The sequence below is a fragment of the Pseudorhodoplanes sp. genome (assembly GCF_059499825.1).
Window position 1 is genome coordinate 37,278 of sequence record NZ_JCABZI010000006.1, and the last position, 16,101, is coordinate 53,378.

The following is a 16,101-nucleotide window of genomic DNA, read 5'->3' on the forward strand; positions in this document are numbered from 1 at the left end:
CCACCCTGTGTCGCAGTGGCAGGACCGGACGCTGCCTCCGAACACGGATTCGTGATCGCTCGCGGTCGGGAACGTTATTCCTGCCCCGCACGCAGCGCCGCCGCCGCGGCGAACGGCCCGACCACCAGCGACATCAGCGTCAGCGCGCAGAGGATCGTGAACGGCGTGCCAAACGGTACCGGGCCGATCACTGCGGCATTCGAGGCCGATACCCCGAAAATCAGCACCGGCACCGCCAGCGGCAGGATCAGCACCGGCAGCAGCAGGCCGCCGCGGCGGAGCGTCACGGTCAGGCCAGCCCCGATCAGCCCGATGAAGGTCAGCGCCGGGGTTCCGACCAGCAACGTGGCGGCGACCGCACCGGTCGCTGCGAGATCGAGATTGAGAAACAGCGACAGCAGCGGCGACACCACGACCAGCGGCAGCGCGGTGGTGAGCCAATGGGCCAGCGCCTTGACTGCGACCGCGAGTTCGAGCGGCGCCGTCCCCATCACCAGCAGGTCGAGCGATCCATCCTCCTGATCGGCCGAGAGCAGCCGGTCGAGCGCCAGCAGGCTGGCCAGCAATGCGCCCAGCCACAGGATCGCCGGCCCGATGCGCTGCAGCAGCGCGAGATCGGGACCGATCGCGAACGGCATCAGCGTCACAACTGTCATAAAGAACAGGACGCCTATCATCGCGCCGCCGCCGATCCGGATCGCGATCCGGATGTCGCGCATGAACAGGGCCCTGAGCGCGCTCATGCGGCGCGCTCCAGCCGAAGCTCGCGTGCGCCTTCGATCCCGAGCGGAAGATGCGTGGCGGCGATGATCATCCCGCCGCCCGCCAGGTGCCCGCGCATCAGCTCGAGCAGCACCGCCTGCGACGCGGTATCGAGCGCGGACGTCGGCTCGTCGAGCAGCCAAAGCGGACGTTTGACCGCGACCAAACGCGCGATCGAGAGGCGGCGTTTCTGCCCGGCCGAGAGATAGGCCGCCGGCAACCCGGACAGGCTATCGAGCCCGACTGCGGCCAGCGATTCGTGCGGCTCTCCGCCACCGCCGAGCCATGCGGTCCAGAAGACGAGATTTTCCTCGACCGTGAGCGCCGGCTTCAGCGCGTCGCTGTGCCCGAGATAATGCGCTTGTTCGCCGATGCTGCGCTCGGCATCGCCGCCGGCAAGCGACAGGGTGCCGCCGGCGATTCGCAGCAGGCCTGCGATCATCCGCAGCAGCGACGACTTGCCGGCGCCGTTTCGCCCGGTCACCAGCAGCGCTTCGCCGCCCGCGACGGAAAATCCGAGCCCTTCGAAAATCGAGCGTCCGCCCCGCTGGCAGCACAGGGCCTCCGCCGAAAGGATCATCGTATCAGCCACTTATGCGACATCCGGCTGCGGCGAGGGCGCGACACATGCGCCGCATTGTTGTTGAAGCCTTGGGTTCATATGGCAGATCGCCGAAAAAGAATTTATAAGCTCGCAGATTAGACCGCTTCTCGCCAATCCTTGGTGCCGCGCCGGCGCGCCCGGAAAAAGCTTCGTGTTCCCAGCACGTTAGCTCCGATTCGTGAGAGCTGGAACGCCAAACGGAAGATCCATCCATGACCTCGCTCGACAGTTTCAATTGTGCCCGAACCCTGAAAGTCGGCGCCAAGACCTACGCCTATTACAGCCTGCCCGTCGCCGAAAAGAACGGGCTGAAGGGAATTTCCCGGCTGCCCTTCTCGATGAAGGTGCTGCTGGAAAATCTGCTGCGCAACGAGGACGGTCGGACGGTCACCAAGGAGGACATCCTGGCGGTGGCGGCCTGGCTCAAGTCCAAATCCTCCGACCGGGAAATCGCCTTCCGCCCGGCGCGCGTGCTGATGCAGGACTTCACCGGCGTGCCGGCGGTGGTCGATCTCGCGGCGATGCGCGATGCGATGAATCTGCTCGGCGGCGACCCGCAGAAGATCAACCCGCTGGTGCCGGTCGATCTGGTCATCGACCATTCGGTGATCGTGAATTTCTTCGGCAACAATTCCGCGTTCAAGCTGAATGTCGATGAGGAATACAAGCAGAACCAGGAACGCTACAAATTCCTGAAATGGGCGCAGAAGGCGTTCGACAATTTCCGCGTGGTGCCGCCCGGCACCGGCATCTGCCACCAGGTCAATCTCGAATATCTCTCCCAGGTTGTCTGGACCGGCAAGAAGAGCAAGCTGAAGGTCGGCGGCAAGCCGGTCACAGCCGAAATCGCCTATCCCGACACACTGGTCGGCACCGACTCGCACACCACCATGGTCAACGGCATGGCGGTGCTGGGCTGGGGCGTCGGCGGCATCGAGGCGGAAGCCGCGATGCTGGGTCAGCCGCTGTCGATGCTGCTGCCGGAAGTGGTCGGCTTCAAGCTGACCGGCAAGTTGAAGGAAGGCGTGACCGCCACCGACCTCGTGCTGACCGTGGTTGAGATGCTGCGCAAGCGCGGCGTAGTCGGAAAGTTCGTGGAATTCTTCGGCCCCGGCGTTCTCGATTTGTCGATCGCGGATCGCGCCACCATCGGCAACATGGCGCCGGAATATGGTGCGACCTGCGGCTTCTTCCCGGTCGACGGACAGACCGTGAAGTATCTGCGCGATACCAACCGCAACGAAGAGCGGGTCAAGCTGGTCGCCGCTTATTCCAAGGCGCAGGGGATGTATCTCACGCCCGAGACCAAGGACCCGGCCTTCACGGATGTGCTGAAACTCGATCTCGGCAAGGTCGAGCCCTCGCTCGCCGGACCGAAGCGTCCGCAGGATCGCGTGCCGCTGAAAGCCGTGCAGACCGAATTCGCGGCGGCGATGGACAAGGAATTCAAGAAGGCCGGCGATCTCTCGACCCGCGTGCCGGTGAACGGCCGCGAGCACGATCTCGGCAACGGCGACGTGGTGATCGCCGCGATCACGTCCTGCACCAACACGTCCAACCCGAGCGTGATGATCGGCGCGGGTCTTTTGGCCCGGAAGGCGGCGGCCAAGGGTCTGACGTCGAAGCCCTGGGTGAAGACCTCGCTCGCGCCTGGCTCCCAGGTCGTCGGCGAATATCTCGCAAGCTCGGGACTGCAGAAGGACCTCGACAAGCTCGGCTTCAATCTCGTCGGCTATGGCTGCACCACCTGCATCGGCAATTCAGGCCCGCTGCCGGAGGAGATTTCGAAAGCCATCAACGACAACGATCTGGTTGCGGCGGCTGTGCTGTCCGGCAACCGCAACTTCGAAGGCCGCGTGAATGCGGATGTGCGCGCCAATTATCTCGCCTCGCCGCCGCTGGTCGTCGCCTATGCCATCGCCGGCTCGATGCAGAAGGATCTTGCCAAGGAGCCGATCGGCTTCGACAAGGCCGGCAAGAAGGTCATGCTCAAGGACATCTGGCCGACCACCAAGGAGATCGACACGTTCATCCGCAAGAACGTCACCAAGAAAGTGTTCGCGAAGAAATACGCCAACGTGTTCAAGGGCGACGCCAACTGGCGCAAGATCGACGTGCCAGGCGGCCTGACCTATGCGTGGGACAACAACTCCACCTATGTGCAGAATCCGCCGTATTTCGTCGGATTGCAGCCGCGTCCGACGCCGCTGACCGATGTGATGAACGCGCATATCCTCGGGCTCTTCCTCGACTCGATCACGACCGATCACATCTCCCCGGCCGGTTCGATCAAGCAGGCCTCGCCGGCCGGCAAGTACCTCATCGATCACAACGTGAAGCCGATCGACTTCAACCAGTACGGCACCCGCCGCGGCAATCACGAGGTGATGATGCGCGGCACCTTCGCCAATATCCGCATCAAGAACCAGATGGTGCCGGGTGTCGAAGGCGGCGTGACGATTCATTATCCCGACGGCGAGCAGATGCCGATCTACGACGCCGCCATGCGCTACAAGCAGGAGAAGGTCCCGCTCGTTGTCTTCGCCGGCAAGGAATATGGCACCGGTTCCTCGCGTGACTGGGCGGCGAAGGGCACCGTTCTGCTCGGCATCCGGGCGGTGATCACGCAGTCCTTCGAGCGCATCCATCGGTCCAATCTGGTTGGCATGGGCGTTCTCCCACTCGTGTTCGAAGAGGGGACGTCATGGCAGACGCTTGGACTGAAGGGCAGCGAGACCGTCACGATCCGCGGGCTTGAAGATTTGCGGCCGCGCCAGAAGGTGACCGCAGAAATTAAGATGGCTGACGGCAGTGTGAAAACCGTGCCGCTGATTTGCCGCATCGACACGCTGGACGAGCTCGAATACTTCAAAAACGGCGGCATTCTGCAATACGTGCTGCGGCAGCTCGCGGCCTGACGGGCAAGGTCCGGCGCCATCGGGCGCCGGACCGCTCTATTCACTGTTCCGGCAACGGAATTTCTCCTTAACGATGTCACTCCAAATTGAGTGGCGGATGGCGCCCCAGCCGGTTAAGTGGGCGCATCATCAAATTGCCAGTGCGGGGCACGTGCGGCCAAGAACAAGCCGGCCAAGAAACCAGAAAGTCAGCATGATCCAGCGCAATTCCCTTGCTGTCGTCGTTGCCGTTTGCGCGGCCTGGATGACCGGTACGCCGGTTGCCGCAGGTGACTCGAAGGTGGTGGTCGAGCTGTTTACGAGCCAGGGATGCTCCTCCTGCCCTGCCGCCGACAAGTTGCTCAGCGAGCTCTCCCAGGATCCGTCGATCCTGCCGATGAGTCTGTCCGTGGATTATTGGGACTATCTCGGCTGGAAGGACACGCTGGCGCTGCCGGGACACGTCAAGCGGCAACGCGGTTATGCGGGCGTACGCGGCGACCGTGCGATCTATACGCCGCAGGTCGTGATCAACGGCACCACGCATGTGCTTGGCAGCGACAAGGGTGCCATTGAGCGCGCCATCAAGCAGGCACGCACCAATGCACAGCGTCAGCAACTGCCGGTGAAGGCGACCGTTGCCGATGGCAAGCTTCAGGTATCGATCCCGGCGGCAAGTCAGCCGGGGCAGTCCGGCGAAGTCTGGTTATGTCCGCTGGCCAAGACAGTTGCCGTGCATATCGGGCGCGGTGAGAACCGCGGGCAGAGCGTGACCTATACCAATGTCGTGCGTGGCTGGATCAAGCTCGGCGACTGGAAGGGCGAAGAACTGGTCCTGTCCAAATCCGTGTCCGAGATCCTCGCGAAGGGGAAATTCGATGCGGTCGCGATCCTGGTGCAGGCCGGCAAGCCCGATGCGCCGGGTGGAGTCCACGGCGCGACCACGGCGTCTCTGCAATAACGATCTGTCAGCAGGCAGCGCGAAAAAAAGGCCGGCGCGAAGCCGGCCTTGAAGCGTTGGGGATTGAACCGTACGCGGTACTCAAAACGTACGCGATACAAACGACCCGATCCGTTGGAACCCCGGGGGGCTGGGGGGCTGAGGATCCGGAGCTCGTTCCGGATCGGGTCTTGAGTATCCAAGATCGCTATCCTTAGGGGCGGGCGCTGGACCGAATTTGGGCCTTATTGTGGTTCCCTGCACGAAGCCGTGACTGCGGCTTCTCAGCGCATCGATTGAAAGGCTTGCGCAAATTTATTCGCTGACACGCGCCGGCTTCCGGATGCGGGTCTTGCGGTCACGCGCGCCAGCGGCAATCATCATCCTGTCACAGAAGGAAGGAGGCGCCCATGAGTCTGACGGGCGATACCGAACCCAGCGCGCGATCGGGGGGCGTGCCCGGCGCGACGGCATCGGCTCCCGCAGAGGTCAGGTTCGACCGCCGCGAACTCGACCGGATCCTGCAGGTGTACGGGCGCATGGTCGCGGACGGTGAGTGGCGCGATTACGCCATCGATTTCATGAAGGACCGCGCGGTGTTCTCGGTGTTCCGGCGCTCGTCCGAAGTTCCGATCTATCGTATCGAGAAAAACCCGAAGCTGTCGCGCCGGCAGGGCGCTTTCAGCGTGATCTCGGCCACCGGGCTGATCATGCGGCGCGGGCACGAACTCGACCGCGTCCTGCGGGTGTTCGACAAGAAGCTCAGTCTGGTTGCGGGGTGACGGGAGGCGTGCTGGCACCGTCTCCCAGCGCGCGCTGCATTAGAACCGAGTCCAGCCAGCGACCGTGCTTGAAGCCGATATCGGTGAAGGTGCCGACGGCTGTGAAGCCGAGAGAACGGTGCAACGCGATAGAGGCGGTTTGCGCCGAATCGCCGATCACCGCGATCATCTGACGAAAACCCCGCGCCTCGGCCCGGGTCAGCAGCTCGGTCAGCAGCATGCGGCCGATCCCCTTCCGCTGAGCATCCTGATGGATATAGACGCTGTCCTCGACTGTGTAGCGATAGGCGATCCGCGTCCGGTAGGGTCCGGCATAGGCATAGCCGGCGATCCGGCCGGCAATGTCGGCGACGACATACGGAAAGCCGCCGTTTTCCAGCGTCCTGCGGCGATGGTCCATCTCGGACTCGCTTGGCGGCTCGGTCTCGAATGACGCGGTGCCGTGCGTGACGGCATGCGCATAGATCGCGGTGATGCCCTGGATATCGTCCGGTTGAACCGGCCGGATTGTGATCGGCGACATGGTTGCGGCGGAGGTCGAACCGGGTTCAGGTCAGCATAGCAAAAACGAAAACGCCCCGGCAGGAGCCGGGGCGTTTTGCGTTTCGGTTTGTGCTGTCCGCCTTAGCGGCGGCCACCGAACAGGCGCAACAGCATCAGGAACAGGTTGATGAAGTCCAGATAGAGCGACAGCGCGCCCATCACGGCCTTGCGGCCGGCCGATTGCGCGTCGTCGGAGGCTGAGTACATCTCCTTGATCTTCTGGGTGTCCCAGGCGGTCAGCCCGGCGAACACCAGCACGCCGACGATCGAGATGATGAACGACATCGCGTCCGACTTCAGCCAGATATTCACCAGCGAGGCGATGATCACCCCGAACAAGCCCATGATCAGGAACGAGCCGATCGGCGAGAGGTCGCGCTTGGTCGTGTAGCCATACAGGCTGAGCGCACCGAATGCCGCCGCCGAGATGAAGAACACGTTGGCGATCGAGTTCGCGGTGTAGACGATGAAGATCGTCGCCAGCGACACGCCGAGGATGCCGGCATAGACATAGAACAGCAGCGCCGCGGTGCCGGCGGACAGCCGCTGGATCCCGAAGCTCAGCACCAGCACCATCGCGAGCGGCGCCAGCATCAGCACCCACATGAACGGGCCGCCGAACAGGAACTGACCGAGCGGGGTGAGCCCGCTGATCTTTCCGCCAACGACGGAGATGGAATTGCCGCCGACCATCTGGAAGGTGAGGTACGCCACGACACCGGTCAGTGCGACTGCCGAGGCCATGTAGTTGTAGACGCGGATCATGTGCGCGCGCAGGCCGGCATCATAGGCGACCGTGCGGTCCGCATAGCCACCGCGGGTGGCGGCGGCATTCCGATCGAAATCGGACATGGGAAAACCCTTTCAAAAGCCCGGATACCGCCGGGCCGGCAGGCCACCCGGCGGGCGGCCACACTCGCCGCGAACATAAGGAACCTTGGCCCCGGTTTCCAGCGGCGCTTGGCCTTTGCAACGAAAAAGGGCCCGGAATCGTCCGGGCCCCTTAACTCTTTGTAACGTGGTATCGGTCGGCGCAGCCGACGGGCCGCTATTCCTCGCGCTGTCCGAGCAGTTGCAGCAGCAGCGTGAAGAGATTGATGAAGTTGAGGTACAGCGACAGCGCGCCCATGATGGCCGACCGCTCCCGTGCCTCGCCTTCCATCTGCCCGTAGACATACTCGTTCTTCAGGCGCTGGGTGTCGTAGGCGGTGAGGCCTGCGAACACCAGGACGCCGACGACCGAAATCACGAACTGCAGCATGCCGTTCGGCCAGATCAGGTTCACCAGCGAGGCAAGGATCACGCCGATCAGGCCCATGAACAGGAACGAGCCCCAGCCGGAAATATCCCGCTGCGTGGTGTAGCCCCACAGGCTGAGTGCGCCGAAGGTCGCCGCGGTGATGAAGAACACCCGGGTGATCGAGGTCTGCGTATAGACCATGAAGATCGAGCCGAGCGAGATGCCCATCAGCGCCGCGAACACCCAGAACAGCATCTGCGCCGTGGCCGGACGCATCCGCTCCATGCCGAAGCTGAGCGCGAATACCAGCGCCAGCGGCGACAGCATGATGACCCACTTCAGCGGACTGACGAAGATGGTGTAGCCGATCGGCGTCAGGAACAGGCCGCCACGGATGGCAGCCGGCAGCTCCGCGCCGTTTCGCATCACCTTGGCGGCCGCCGCGGCGTCGCCGGTAACCGACAGCATGTAGATGCCGAGCGCGGCAAAGCCGGTGATGGCCAGGCCGAGCACCATGTAATTGTAGACGTGCAGCATGTAGGAGCGCAGACCTTGGTCAATGACCGCGGTTGTTGCGCGCCCGGCGGCCCTGTCATAGGTGGCCGCGTTTCGATCAAAGTCCGACATCATCGAACTCCCTGAGTTGTCGCCCCAAAATTCATCGCCCTATCGCGCGACGTCAGTCGCTCATATGGCGAAGCTTTCCTGATGATACAGGGGATTGCGGTAAAAATACTCTGTCGCGAACGTCGCAGATCAGACCAACCGACGCGGCTAGATGTCGCAAAGCTACAGGTTTCGCAATACCGATGCGGGCTTCTGCCCAAGTGCGCTGAAGGTGCCGGCCAGCCCGAATACCACCGTGACCGCCAGCGCGCCGGCCGCGGCCGCCAGCGCCGGGCCCGGCAGCCAGACAAATGACAGGTTCATGATCCGGGTGACGACCAGCCAGGCCGCCACCGACCCGGCCAGGACGCCGAACAGCCCGGTCGCCAGCCCCAGCAGGGTATATTCCAGGGCATAGGCCGAAATCAGCCGGCCGCGGGTGGCGCCCAGCGTTTTGAGGATGATGGCGTCGTAAACCCGGTTGTGGTGGCTCGCCGCTAGCGCGCCCGCCAGCACTAGCGCCGCCGAGATCAGGGTAATCACGCTGGCGCCCCGGATCGCCAGCACAAGATTTGAAACAACCGATCCCACCGCCTGGATCGCATCCTTGACCCGCACCGTGGTCACCGCCGGAAACGCCGTCGCCATCTCGCGCAGGATCGCGGCGTCCTGCTGCGCCGTGGTGTCGCCCGGGAACGTCAGGGTGGCGATATGGGTGTGCGGCGCGCCGCGAAACGCGTTCGGCGAATAGACCAGCACGAAGTTGATGCCGAGGCTCTGCCAGTCGACCATCCGCAGATTGGCGATCTTGGCGGTGATGTTGCGGCCGAGCACGTTGACGGTTAGCGTATCCCCGATCTTCAGGCCGAGACCGTCAGCGATACGCTTTTCCATCGAGAGTAGGGGAGGGCCCTGATAATCGGCCGGCCACCACTCGCCTTCGATCACCCGCGAGCCTTTCGGGACGTCGGCCGCATAGGTAATGCCGCGGTCGCTCTGCAGCGCCCAGGCGGCCTGTGGGGACGCCTTCAATTCCTCGGCCTTGACGCCGTTGGCCGCGACGATGCGTCCGCGCAGCATCGGCTCGCGTCCGAGTGTGGCATCGGGCACGGTCTTGCGGATGAAGTCGTCAAAGCGGGCGGCATCGGCGTTCTGAATGTCGACGAAAAAGAAAGCCGGCGAACGTTCCGGCAAGGCGTCCTGGAATTGCCGTCGCAGATTGCCGTCGATCTGGACAACGATCACCAGCACCGCGAGACCTAGGCCAAGCGAAAGCACGACCGACGTCGTCAGCGCGCCCGGGCGGTGGATATTTGCGACCGCGAGCCGTAGCGCGGTGATCTTCGAGTGCGGCAGCTTCGCCGCAAGCCGCATGATCAACCAGGCGATCACGTAAAGAACGAGGAACGTCGCGGCCGATGCGACTACGAAAAACGTGGCGATCCGCTTGTCATAAGCAAGCAGTATCGAGAGCGCAGCCAGAGCCAGCGTTACCGCCGTGGCGGCGACGAGATAGGACCTGCGCGGCAGGCTCCATCGGCCGCTGACCGCTTCCCGGAACAGCGCCGAGACCGGGATGTCATGCGCGCGGCCGAGCGGCCACAGCGCGAAGGCCAGCGCGGTCAGCAATCCGAACATCGCGGCGAGCGCGAGCTGCGTCCATTGCAGAGCCGGGTCGACCGGCAGCGGCAGGATCGCGCCGAACGTCCAGGCGATCACGAATGGCAGCGCGGCCCCGATGGCGAGTCCGGCGGCGGTGCCGATGGCGGCGATCGCCATCACCTGCACCAGATAGATCGCGAAGATGCGGCCGCCGGTCGCCCCCAGCGACTTCATGGTGGCGATGGTATCGCGGCGCCGTTCGAGATGGCTGCGCACGGCATTGGCAACACCGACGCCGCCGACCAGAAGCGCGGTCAAACCGACCAGCGTCAGGAATTGGGTGAAGCGCTCGATATTGCGTTCGAGCTGCGGGGAGGCATTGTCGCGCGAGCGGATTTCCCATCCGGCATCGGGAAATTGTTTCTCGGCGTCGGCGGTCAGCGTTTTGACAGCGGCATCGCTCGCGTCATTGCCGTCGAGCGCAACGCGGTAATGCCAGCGTACCAGGCTGCCGGGCTGCAGCAGATCGGTGGCGCGCAGCGCGTCGATGTTCACCAGCAGGCGTGGGCCAAAGCCAATGCCGCCGGCCAGCTTGTCCGGTTCGCCGCGCAACACCGCGCGGATTTCGATCGGCGCCTTGCCGACCTCGATACGGTCGCCGACCTTGAGATCGAGACGCGTCAGCAGCGCGATATCGACGGCCGCGCCGAACACACCACCGCGAGTGGCGAGCGCGTCGGAAAGCGGCATCGCAGGCTCCAGCACCGGTGTGCCGTAAAGCGGGTAGGCGCCGTCCACCGCCTTGATCTCGACCAGCGCCTGGCGGTTGCCGGAGGCGCGGGCCATCGCGCGCAAGGTTGCTGCATCGGACACGCGGCCGTAGCGCGCCAGCAGAGCGCGTTCCTCTGCATTGGCTTCGCGATGAAACAGCGCGAAGGATACATCGCCGCCGAGAATGGTGCGGCCTTCACGCGCAAGCCCACCGGCAAGGCTTTCGGCCAGCGAGCCGACGCCCGCGATCGCCATCACGCCCAGTCCGATGCAGAAGATCAGAACGTAGAATCCGCGCAACCCGCCGCGCAATTCGCGCATGGCAAATCGCAGCGGCAACGACCAGCCGCTCTGCCGCGCTGGAGTCGCAACCAGACTCACGGGTTCGGCCTCATCAAGGTCAGGCTCATGCGCTTGCGGCCTCGCGCACTGCTTCCGGCGCGGCATCGTTTTCGATGCGGCCGGACCGCAGCCGCACGACACGCCGGCAGCGGCGCGCGAGCGAGGGATCATGCGTGACCAGGATCAGGGTCATGCCGCGATCGACGTGACCCTTGAACAAAAGCTCGACCACTTGCGACCCGGTCTTCTCGTCGAGATTGCCGGTCGGTTCGTCGGCGACCAGGATTGCGGGATTGGGAGCCAGCGCGCGCGCAAGCGCCACGCGCTGCTGTTCGCCGCCGGACAGTTGCGCGGGATAATGCGACAGCCGCTCCTTCAGTCCCACGCCGGCCAACTCGGCGGCGGCGCGGTCATGGGCGTCCGGCACACCGGCAAGTTCGAGCGGCACCGCCACATTCTCGAGCGCCGTCATGGTCGGGATCAGATGAAAGGACTGGAAGACGATGCCGACATTGCGGCCGCGAAAGCGCGCCAGCGCATCCTCGTTCAGGCGGCGCAGGTCTTCGCCGGCGACCACGATCGATCCGGTATCGGCGCGCTCCAGGCCGGCGAGCACCATCAGCAGCGTCGATTTGCCCGAGCCCGAGGGCCCGACCAGGCCGATTGCCTCGCCGCGGCCGATGGTCAGATCGATATCCTTGAGAATGTGAACCCGGGCTGCACCGCTGCCGAGCGACAGATTGACGCCGGACAGGGTGACGGCGGTTCCGGCAGGCGCTTGGTGTTGCTGCATTGAAATCTTTGCTTCGCAGGACGATATGGCAGGATCCGGGTCCGATCAGGTCCATATGGTGCGATGACGAGTTTAGTCCATAGGCTCAAAGTTACGGCACTCGCGCTGGCTGGTTTCGCTGCCACACTCGCGACGCCGGTTGCCGCGCAGACGCCTGCAAAAGGATCGCCTCTGAAGATCGTGGCTTTCGGCGATTCGCTCACCGCCGGCTACGGCCTGTCCGCGCAGGACGCCTTCCCCGCGGCGCTCGAACGCGCGCTGAAGGCCAAGGGCCACAATGTCGAGGTCGAGAATGCCGGGGTCTCCGGCGACACCGCGTCGGGCGGATTGTCGCGGGTCGACTGGTCGATCGCCGACGGAACCGATGCGGTGATCGTCGAACTCGGCGCGAACGACATGCTGCGCGGGGTCGAGCCCAAGGTAACGCGGCAGGCGCTGGACGACATTCTTGCGAAACTGAAGGCGCGCAATATTCCGGTGCTGCTGAGCGGCATGCGCGCCGCCCCCAACATGGGCGCCGAGTATGTCCGCGAATATGAAGCGATCTTTCCGGCGCTCGCGCAGAAATATGACGTGGTGTTCTATCCGTTCTTTCTGGAGGGCGTCGCCGCCGATCCCAAGCTTGCCTTGCGCGATGGCGTTCATCCGAACGGAGCCGGCGTGCAGATCATTGTCGATGGGATACTGCCGAAAGTCGAAGAGCTGATCGCGCGCGCGAAAACGCGGGCGCCAAGCTAACGCTTGCGCCGCTTCGGCGAATCCGTTCTTGTTGTGCGCAGCCCTGCTGCGTTTTGTCACGCGATTGTCACGTCCAGCACGTGACGGAAATGGGAGGTTCTCGATGCCGCGCCTTTTCACCGCGATCGAGATTCCCGCGAATGTCGGGCAGATGCTGTCCTTCCTGCGCGGCGGACTTCCGGGTGCGCGCTGGATCGATCCCGAGAATTATCACATCACGCTGCGCTTCATCGGCGACATCGACGCCAGTGTGGCGAACGACGTGGCTTCGATCCTCGATGGCGTGGATCGAACGCCGTTCGAATTGCGGCTCGACGGGTTGGCCGCGTTCGGCGGCCGCAAGCCGCGATCGGTATATGCCAATGTCGCGCCGTCGCAGGCGCTGATGGATCTGCAGGCCGAGATCGAGCGGTTGATGCAGCGGGTCGGCCTCGCGCCCGAGGGCCGCAAATTCACGCCGCATGTGACGCTCGCCCGATTGCGCGATTCGTCGAGCCGGCAGGTCGCGGATTATCTGACCGAACGGGCATCGTTCCGCTCGGCGCCGTTTAGCGTGGAGCGCTTCGTGCTGTATTCGTCGCGCGACTCGGTCGGCGGCGGGCCGTATGTGGTCGAAGAAGCCTATCCGCTCGTGGCGATGCCGGCGAAGCGGGCGGTTTGACTGGTCAGGCCCGGCAACGACCGCCGGGTGTCAGCCGAACCTTGCCATCTGCGACCGGATGGTATGCGGCTCGCCGGTCATGGCGACCATATCGAGACGGTCGAGGCCGTGCTTCCTCGCTTCGTCGCTGGCGCGCTTCATCATCACCTGGGCGAGATCGTCGGTCTGATAATCGGGTTCCGCGATCAATGTCGCCGCGGCGCGCTTGCATCCGCGGTCCGGGATGATCTCGACACTGGCGCGCAGGCGCCCCTGCTCATAGGCGCCGATCACGATCGCCTGCGAGGACAAGAGCCGCAGGCAATGCGCGTCGACCGCATGATCGTCGTTGCCGTTCGCGAAGAACAGGCAGCGGTCGAGATAATCTAGACGCAGCAGATGCGCGTGATGGTCTTCCATGCTGCAGGCGGGCAGCACCCTGATGTCATAGCCGTTGCTGGTCATGCTGCGCCCTTTTCCCTTGAGAGGGCGACAGCTTGCGCCGGGAACGGATACCGGCTGGTTAACGTCAGGTTGATTTCAAAAGGCGGGATTGCGCGTCGAGGATCGCGGTTGCGAAACTCTGGCCGTCGGACACCATCTCACGCACCACGGACAGCGGCGTCGGATGCGGCGCCTCCACTTCGGCGACCACTTCGCCGAAATCGAAACTCAGTTCGGCGTCGAATTTCCGCGCCAGCTGCTGCATCCTGCGATTGTCGGCAAGGCAGGCCATATGCAGATGAGCGATGCCCCGGTTGCGCGCGGTCAGCAGGGTGCGCTCCAGCAGCGCGGAGCCGACGCCGTGGCTCTGCCATTCGTTTTCCACGCTGAAGGCGGCTTCGGCTTGCTTGGTGAACCGCCCGCCGATCGGGCGCAGTTCGGCCGCGCCGTGCATCTGTCCGTCGACGAAGAAGCCGTGCACGATCGCGTCCAGCCACATCGTGGTGTCGACGAAGTTGCGGATATAGGTGTCCGACACGCCGCCGCCGAACCGGCGATGGCGGCTCTCGGGATCGAGCCGCAGCAGGTGGTCGCGATATTTATAAGCTTCCCCGATCCACAATTTGCGGATCAGGCCCCCATCGGGGAGCGGGTCGAGTACGGTCATTCGGTCTCCTGACTTAGCGAGACCCTCCTCGTCCCTCCCCAGAGACGCGCCGCGCGGCCGGTAGCGGCCAAGGCGGCGATTCGAAAGATAATGTTGCGATGCAGCATTTTTAAGACAGGGCCAAGCTGCATTTTTCGGCAGCAGCCATGCATCGGCTGGCTGCCGCCGTTAAACCTTCGTTAACCGCGCCCACGCGGTCTTGCGGCGCCTGCGCTGCGGCGGCTATGCCTCGGCTTCATTTCCGCCTCGCCCGCCGATCCTCATGATTTCATCCATCAGCGACCGCTACGCCGCCCTGATCGCGGACGGCGCCATCTCGCCCGACGCAGCGCAGGCCGCGGCGGTCGAGAAGCTCGGGTCGCTGGAACAGCGGCTCGTCGAACAGCGGCGCGCGTCGAAATCATCCTCGCTCGGCTGGCTGTTCGGCAGTCGCGTGAAGAAATCGCCGCTGAAGGGTCTCTACATCTACGGCAAGGTCGGGCGCGGCAAGACCATGCTGATGGACCTGTTCTACGAATCGAGCCGGATATCGAACAAGCGTCGCGTGCACTTCCATGAGTTCATGTCCGAGGTGCATGAGCGCATCTACGATTTTCGCCAGAAAGCGAAAGCCGGCGAGATACCCGACGAAGACGCGATCGTGCTGACCGCGAATGCGATCGCCGACGACGCCGAACTGCTGTGTTTCGATGAATTCCATGTCACCGACATCGCCGATGCGATGATTCTCGGCCGGCTGTTCACGCAGTTCTTCAGCCGCGGCATGGTGGTGGTGGCGACGTCGAATGTGGCGCCGGACGATCTCTACAAGGACGGCTTGAATCGGGCGCTTTTTCTCCCCTTCATAAGGCTGCTGGACGAGAAGATGGATGTGGTGCGGCTCGATGCGCGCACCGATTTCAGGCTGGAAAAGCTGGTCAAAGGCCGGGTCTGGTATGTGCCGGCGGACGAGCGTGCCGATCGCGAGATCGACGAAGCGTGGTCGCGCATCACGCTCGGGCAGGGCGGTTCACCGCAGGATCTCGTCGTGAAGGGCCGCAAGCTGCATGTGCCGCAGGCGGCGATGGGTGCGGCGCGCTTCTCGTTTCCGGATTTGTGTGTGCTGCCGCTCGGCTCGGCGGATTTCCTGCGGCTCGCGCATGAATACCATACGCTCGTGATCGAGCGCATTCCGGTGATGCGCTTTGCCCAGCGCAACGAGGCCAAGCGGTTCATCATCCTGATCGACTCGCTCTACGACAATGCGGTGAAGCTGATTGCATCCGCGCAGGCGCAACCGCACGAACTGTATGTCGCCGACCAGGGGCTCGAACTATTCGAATTCCAGCGCACGGTCTCGCGCCTGATCGAGATGGGTTCGCAGAGCTACCTGGCGCTTCCGCACGGACCGCGCCGCGATGCCGATACGCGCGGCGGGCGGATCATCGATACGTGACGTCCCTCGCCCACGGGCGAAAGGGAAAAGGCCTCATCCCGGCTCTCGCGATCTCGCTGCCGCGGCACCCCCTTGTGCGCTGCAATGTCGAATTGTGTATGGTTGGGCGTCTTCGCCCTTGGCAACGGCCCACCTCACTGGAATAATGTATATCAGCAGTGAGGCTGATCCATGCGACCTTCGCCTTTCGCAAGCTTGTCGCCGATGGCAGGACACGTTAACCACCGCCCGGTCGCAGTTCCGCGACCTTCCCACGAGCGTCATGCCGAAGCCGAAGCGGTTTCGGTCCGTGACG

The 16,101-nt window shown here is 63.9% G+C and carries 15 protein-coding genes; 6 read left to right on the plus strand and 9 right to left on the minus strand.

Translation table 11 applies throughout. The annotated features are described in order from the left end of the window. Positions 1–74: 74 nt before the first annotated feature. Both ccmB and ccmA read right to left on the minus strand, forming a co-directional pair. On the minus strand, positions 75–743 hold the full coding sequence (gene ccmB / locus AC5I5I_RS10590; protein WP_495972693.1) for a heme exporter protein CcmB: 669 nt from the start codon (positions 741–743) through the stop codon (positions 75–77). Beyond that, positions 740–1,342, minus strand: a complete 603-nt coding sequence (gene ccmA / locus AC5I5I_RS10595; protein WP_495972773.1) for a heme ABC exporter ATP-binding protein CcmA — start codon at positions 1,340–1,342, stop codon at positions 740–742. The genes ccmB and ccmA overlap by 4 nt, the downstream gene beginning before the upstream one ends. A 236-nt stretch (positions 1,343–1,578) precedes the next feature. On the opposite strand from ccmA, the gene acnA reads away from it, so the two are divergent. The 3 genes from acnA (at position 1,579) to AC5I5I_RS10610 (ending at position 5,985) form a co-directional block, all read left to right on the plus strand. Further along, complete coding sequence (acnA, locus tag AC5I5I_RS10600; RefSeq protein WP_495972695.1) at positions 1,579–4,284, plus strand: aconitate hydratase AcnA; 2,706 nt, start codon at positions 1,579–1,581, stop codon at positions 4,282–4,284. A 193-nt stretch (positions 4,285–4,477) separates the two neighbouring features. After that, positions 4,478–5,224 carry a DUF1223 domain-containing protein gene (locus tag AC5I5I_RS10605; RefSeq protein ID WP_495972697.1) on the plus strand — a complete coding sequence of 249 codons (747 nt, stop codon included), beginning with the start codon at positions 4,478–4,480 and terminating at the stop codon, positions 5,222–5,224. Between the two features lie 389 nt (positions 5,225–5,613). Then, a complete protein-coding gene (locus AC5I5I_RS10610) occupies positions 5,614–5,985 on the plus strand; it encodes a DUF2794 domain-containing protein (RefSeq protein WP_495972699.1) in 372 nt (123 codons plus the stop codon). On the opposite strand, the gene AC5I5I_RS10615 is transcribed toward AC5I5I_RS10610, so the two are convergent. From AC5I5I_RS10615 to AC5I5I_RS10635, 5 genes are all read right to left on the minus strand, one after another. Further along, positions 5,966–6,508: a GNAT family N-acetyltransferase gene (locus AC5I5I_RS10615; RefSeq protein WP_495972701.1), complete on the minus strand. Its 543-nt coding sequence runs from the start codon at positions 6,506–6,508 to the stop codon at positions 5,966–5,968. The genes AC5I5I_RS10610 and AC5I5I_RS10615 overlap by 20 nt on opposite strands. A gap of 101 nt (positions 6,509–6,609) precedes the next feature. Further along, positions 6,610–7,380, minus strand: coding sequence for a Bax inhibitor-1/YccA family protein (locus tag AC5I5I_RS10620; protein WP_495972703.1), 771 nt, complete (start codon positions 7,378–7,380; stop codon positions 6,610–6,612). A gap of 196 nt (positions 7,381–7,576) precedes the next feature. Further along, entirely contained in the window at positions 7,577–8,395 is an 819-nt protein-coding gene (locus tag AC5I5I_RS10625; RefSeq protein WP_495972705.1) for a Bax inhibitor-1/YccA family protein, read from the minus strand. Between the two features lie 162 nt (positions 8,396–8,557). Further along, a complete protein-coding gene (locus tag AC5I5I_RS10630; protein ID WP_495972707.1) occupies positions 8,558–11,128 on the minus strand; it encodes an ABC transporter permease in 2,571 nt (856 codons plus the stop codon). 25 nt (positions 11,129–11,153) lie between these two features. Next, on the minus strand, positions 11,154–11,882 hold the full coding sequence (locus tag AC5I5I_RS10635; protein ID WP_495972709.1) for an ABC transporter ATP-binding protein: 729 nt from the start codon (positions 11,880–11,882) through the stop codon (positions 11,154–11,156). Between the two features lie 63 nt (positions 11,883–11,945). On the opposite strand from AC5I5I_RS10635, the gene AC5I5I_RS10640 reads away from it, so the two are divergent. Beyond that, positions 11,946–12,620, plus strand: coding sequence for an arylesterase (locus AC5I5I_RS10640; protein WP_495972711.1), 675 nt, complete (start codon positions 11,946–11,948; stop codon positions 12,618–12,620). Between the two features lie 103 nt (positions 12,621–12,723). Then, the gene (gene thpR, locus AC5I5I_RS10645; RefSeq protein WP_495972713.1) at positions 12,724–13,281 is read left to right on the plus strand and encodes an RNA 2',3'-cyclic phosphodiesterase; all 558 of its coding nucleotides are present in this window, start codon (positions 12,724–12,726) and stop codon (positions 13,279–13,281) included. A 30-nt stretch (positions 13,282–13,311) separates the two neighbouring features. On the opposite strand, the gene AC5I5I_RS10650 is transcribed toward thpR, so the two are convergent. Further along, positions 13,312–13,725 carry a hypothetical protein gene (locus tag AC5I5I_RS10650; RefSeq protein WP_495972715.1) on the minus strand — a complete coding sequence of 138 codons (414 nt, stop codon included), beginning with the start codon at positions 13,723–13,725 and terminating at the stop codon, positions 13,312–13,314. Between the two features lie 64 nt (positions 13,726–13,789). Next, positions 13,790–14,371, minus strand: coding sequence for a GNAT family N-acetyltransferase (locus AC5I5I_RS10655; RefSeq protein WP_495972717.1), 582 nt, complete (start codon positions 14,369–14,371; stop codon positions 13,790–13,792). A gap of 262 nt (positions 14,372–14,633) precedes the next feature. Here AC5I5I_RS10655 and zapE point away from each other — a divergent pair, with 262 nt between their 5' ends. Continuing rightward, positions 14,634–15,806, plus strand: a complete 1,173-nt coding sequence (gene zapE, locus AC5I5I_RS10660; protein WP_495972719.1) for a cell division protein ZapE — start codon at positions 14,634–14,636, stop codon at positions 15,804–15,806. Positions 15,807–16,101: the final 295 nt, after the last annotated feature.

Coding starts and splice junctions, on each gene's coding strand:
- ccmB (WP_495972693.1), bottom strand. CDS start 743: ATGAGCGCGCTCAGGGCCCTGTTCATGCGCGACATCCGGATCGCGATC.
- ccmA (WP_495972773.1), bottom strand. CDS start 1,342: ATGATCCTTTCGGCGGAGGCCCTGTGCTGCCAGCGGGGCGGACGCTCG.
- acnA (WP_495972695.1), top strand. CDS start 1,579: ATGACCTCGCTCGACAGTTTCAATTGTGCCCGAACCCTGAAAGTCGGC.
- AC5I5I_RS10605 (WP_495972697.1), top strand. CDS start 4,478: ATGATCCAGCGCAATTCCCTTGCTGTCGTCGTTGCCGTTTGCGCGGCC.
- AC5I5I_RS10610 (WP_495972699.1), top strand. CDS start 5,614: ATGAGTCTGACGGGCGATACCGAACCCAGCGCGCGATCGGGGGGCGTG.
- AC5I5I_RS10615 (WP_495972701.1), bottom strand. CDS start 6,508: ATGTCGCCGATCACAATCCGGCCGGTTCAACCGGACGATATCCAGGGC.
- AC5I5I_RS10620 (WP_495972703.1), bottom strand. CDS start 7,380: ATGTCCGATTTCGATCGGAATGCCGCCGCCACCCGCGGTGGCTATGCG.
- AC5I5I_RS10625 (WP_495972705.1), bottom strand. CDS start 8,395: ATGTCGGACTTTGATCGAAACGCGGCCACCTATGACAGGGCCGCCGGG.
- AC5I5I_RS10635 (WP_495972709.1), bottom strand. CDS start 11,882: ATGCAGCAACACCAAGCGCCTGCCGGAACCGCCGTCACCCTGTCCGGC.
- AC5I5I_RS10640 (WP_495972711.1), top strand. CDS start 11,946: ATGACGAGTTTAGTCCATAGGCTCAAAGTTACGGCACTCGCGCTGGCT.
- thpR (WP_495972713.1), top strand. CDS start 12,724: ATGCCGCGCCTTTTCACCGCGATCGAGATTCCCGCGAATGTCGGGCAG.
- AC5I5I_RS10650 (WP_495972715.1), bottom strand. CDS start 13,725: ATGACCAGCAACGGCTATGACATCAGGGTGCTGCCCGCCTGCAGCATG.
- AC5I5I_RS10655 (WP_495972717.1), bottom strand. CDS start 14,371: ATGACCGTACTCGACCCGCTCCCCGATGGGGGCCTGATCCGCAAATTG.
- zapE (WP_495972719.1), top strand. CDS start 14,634: ATGATTTCATCCATCAGCGACCGCTACGCCGCCCTGATCGCGGACGGC.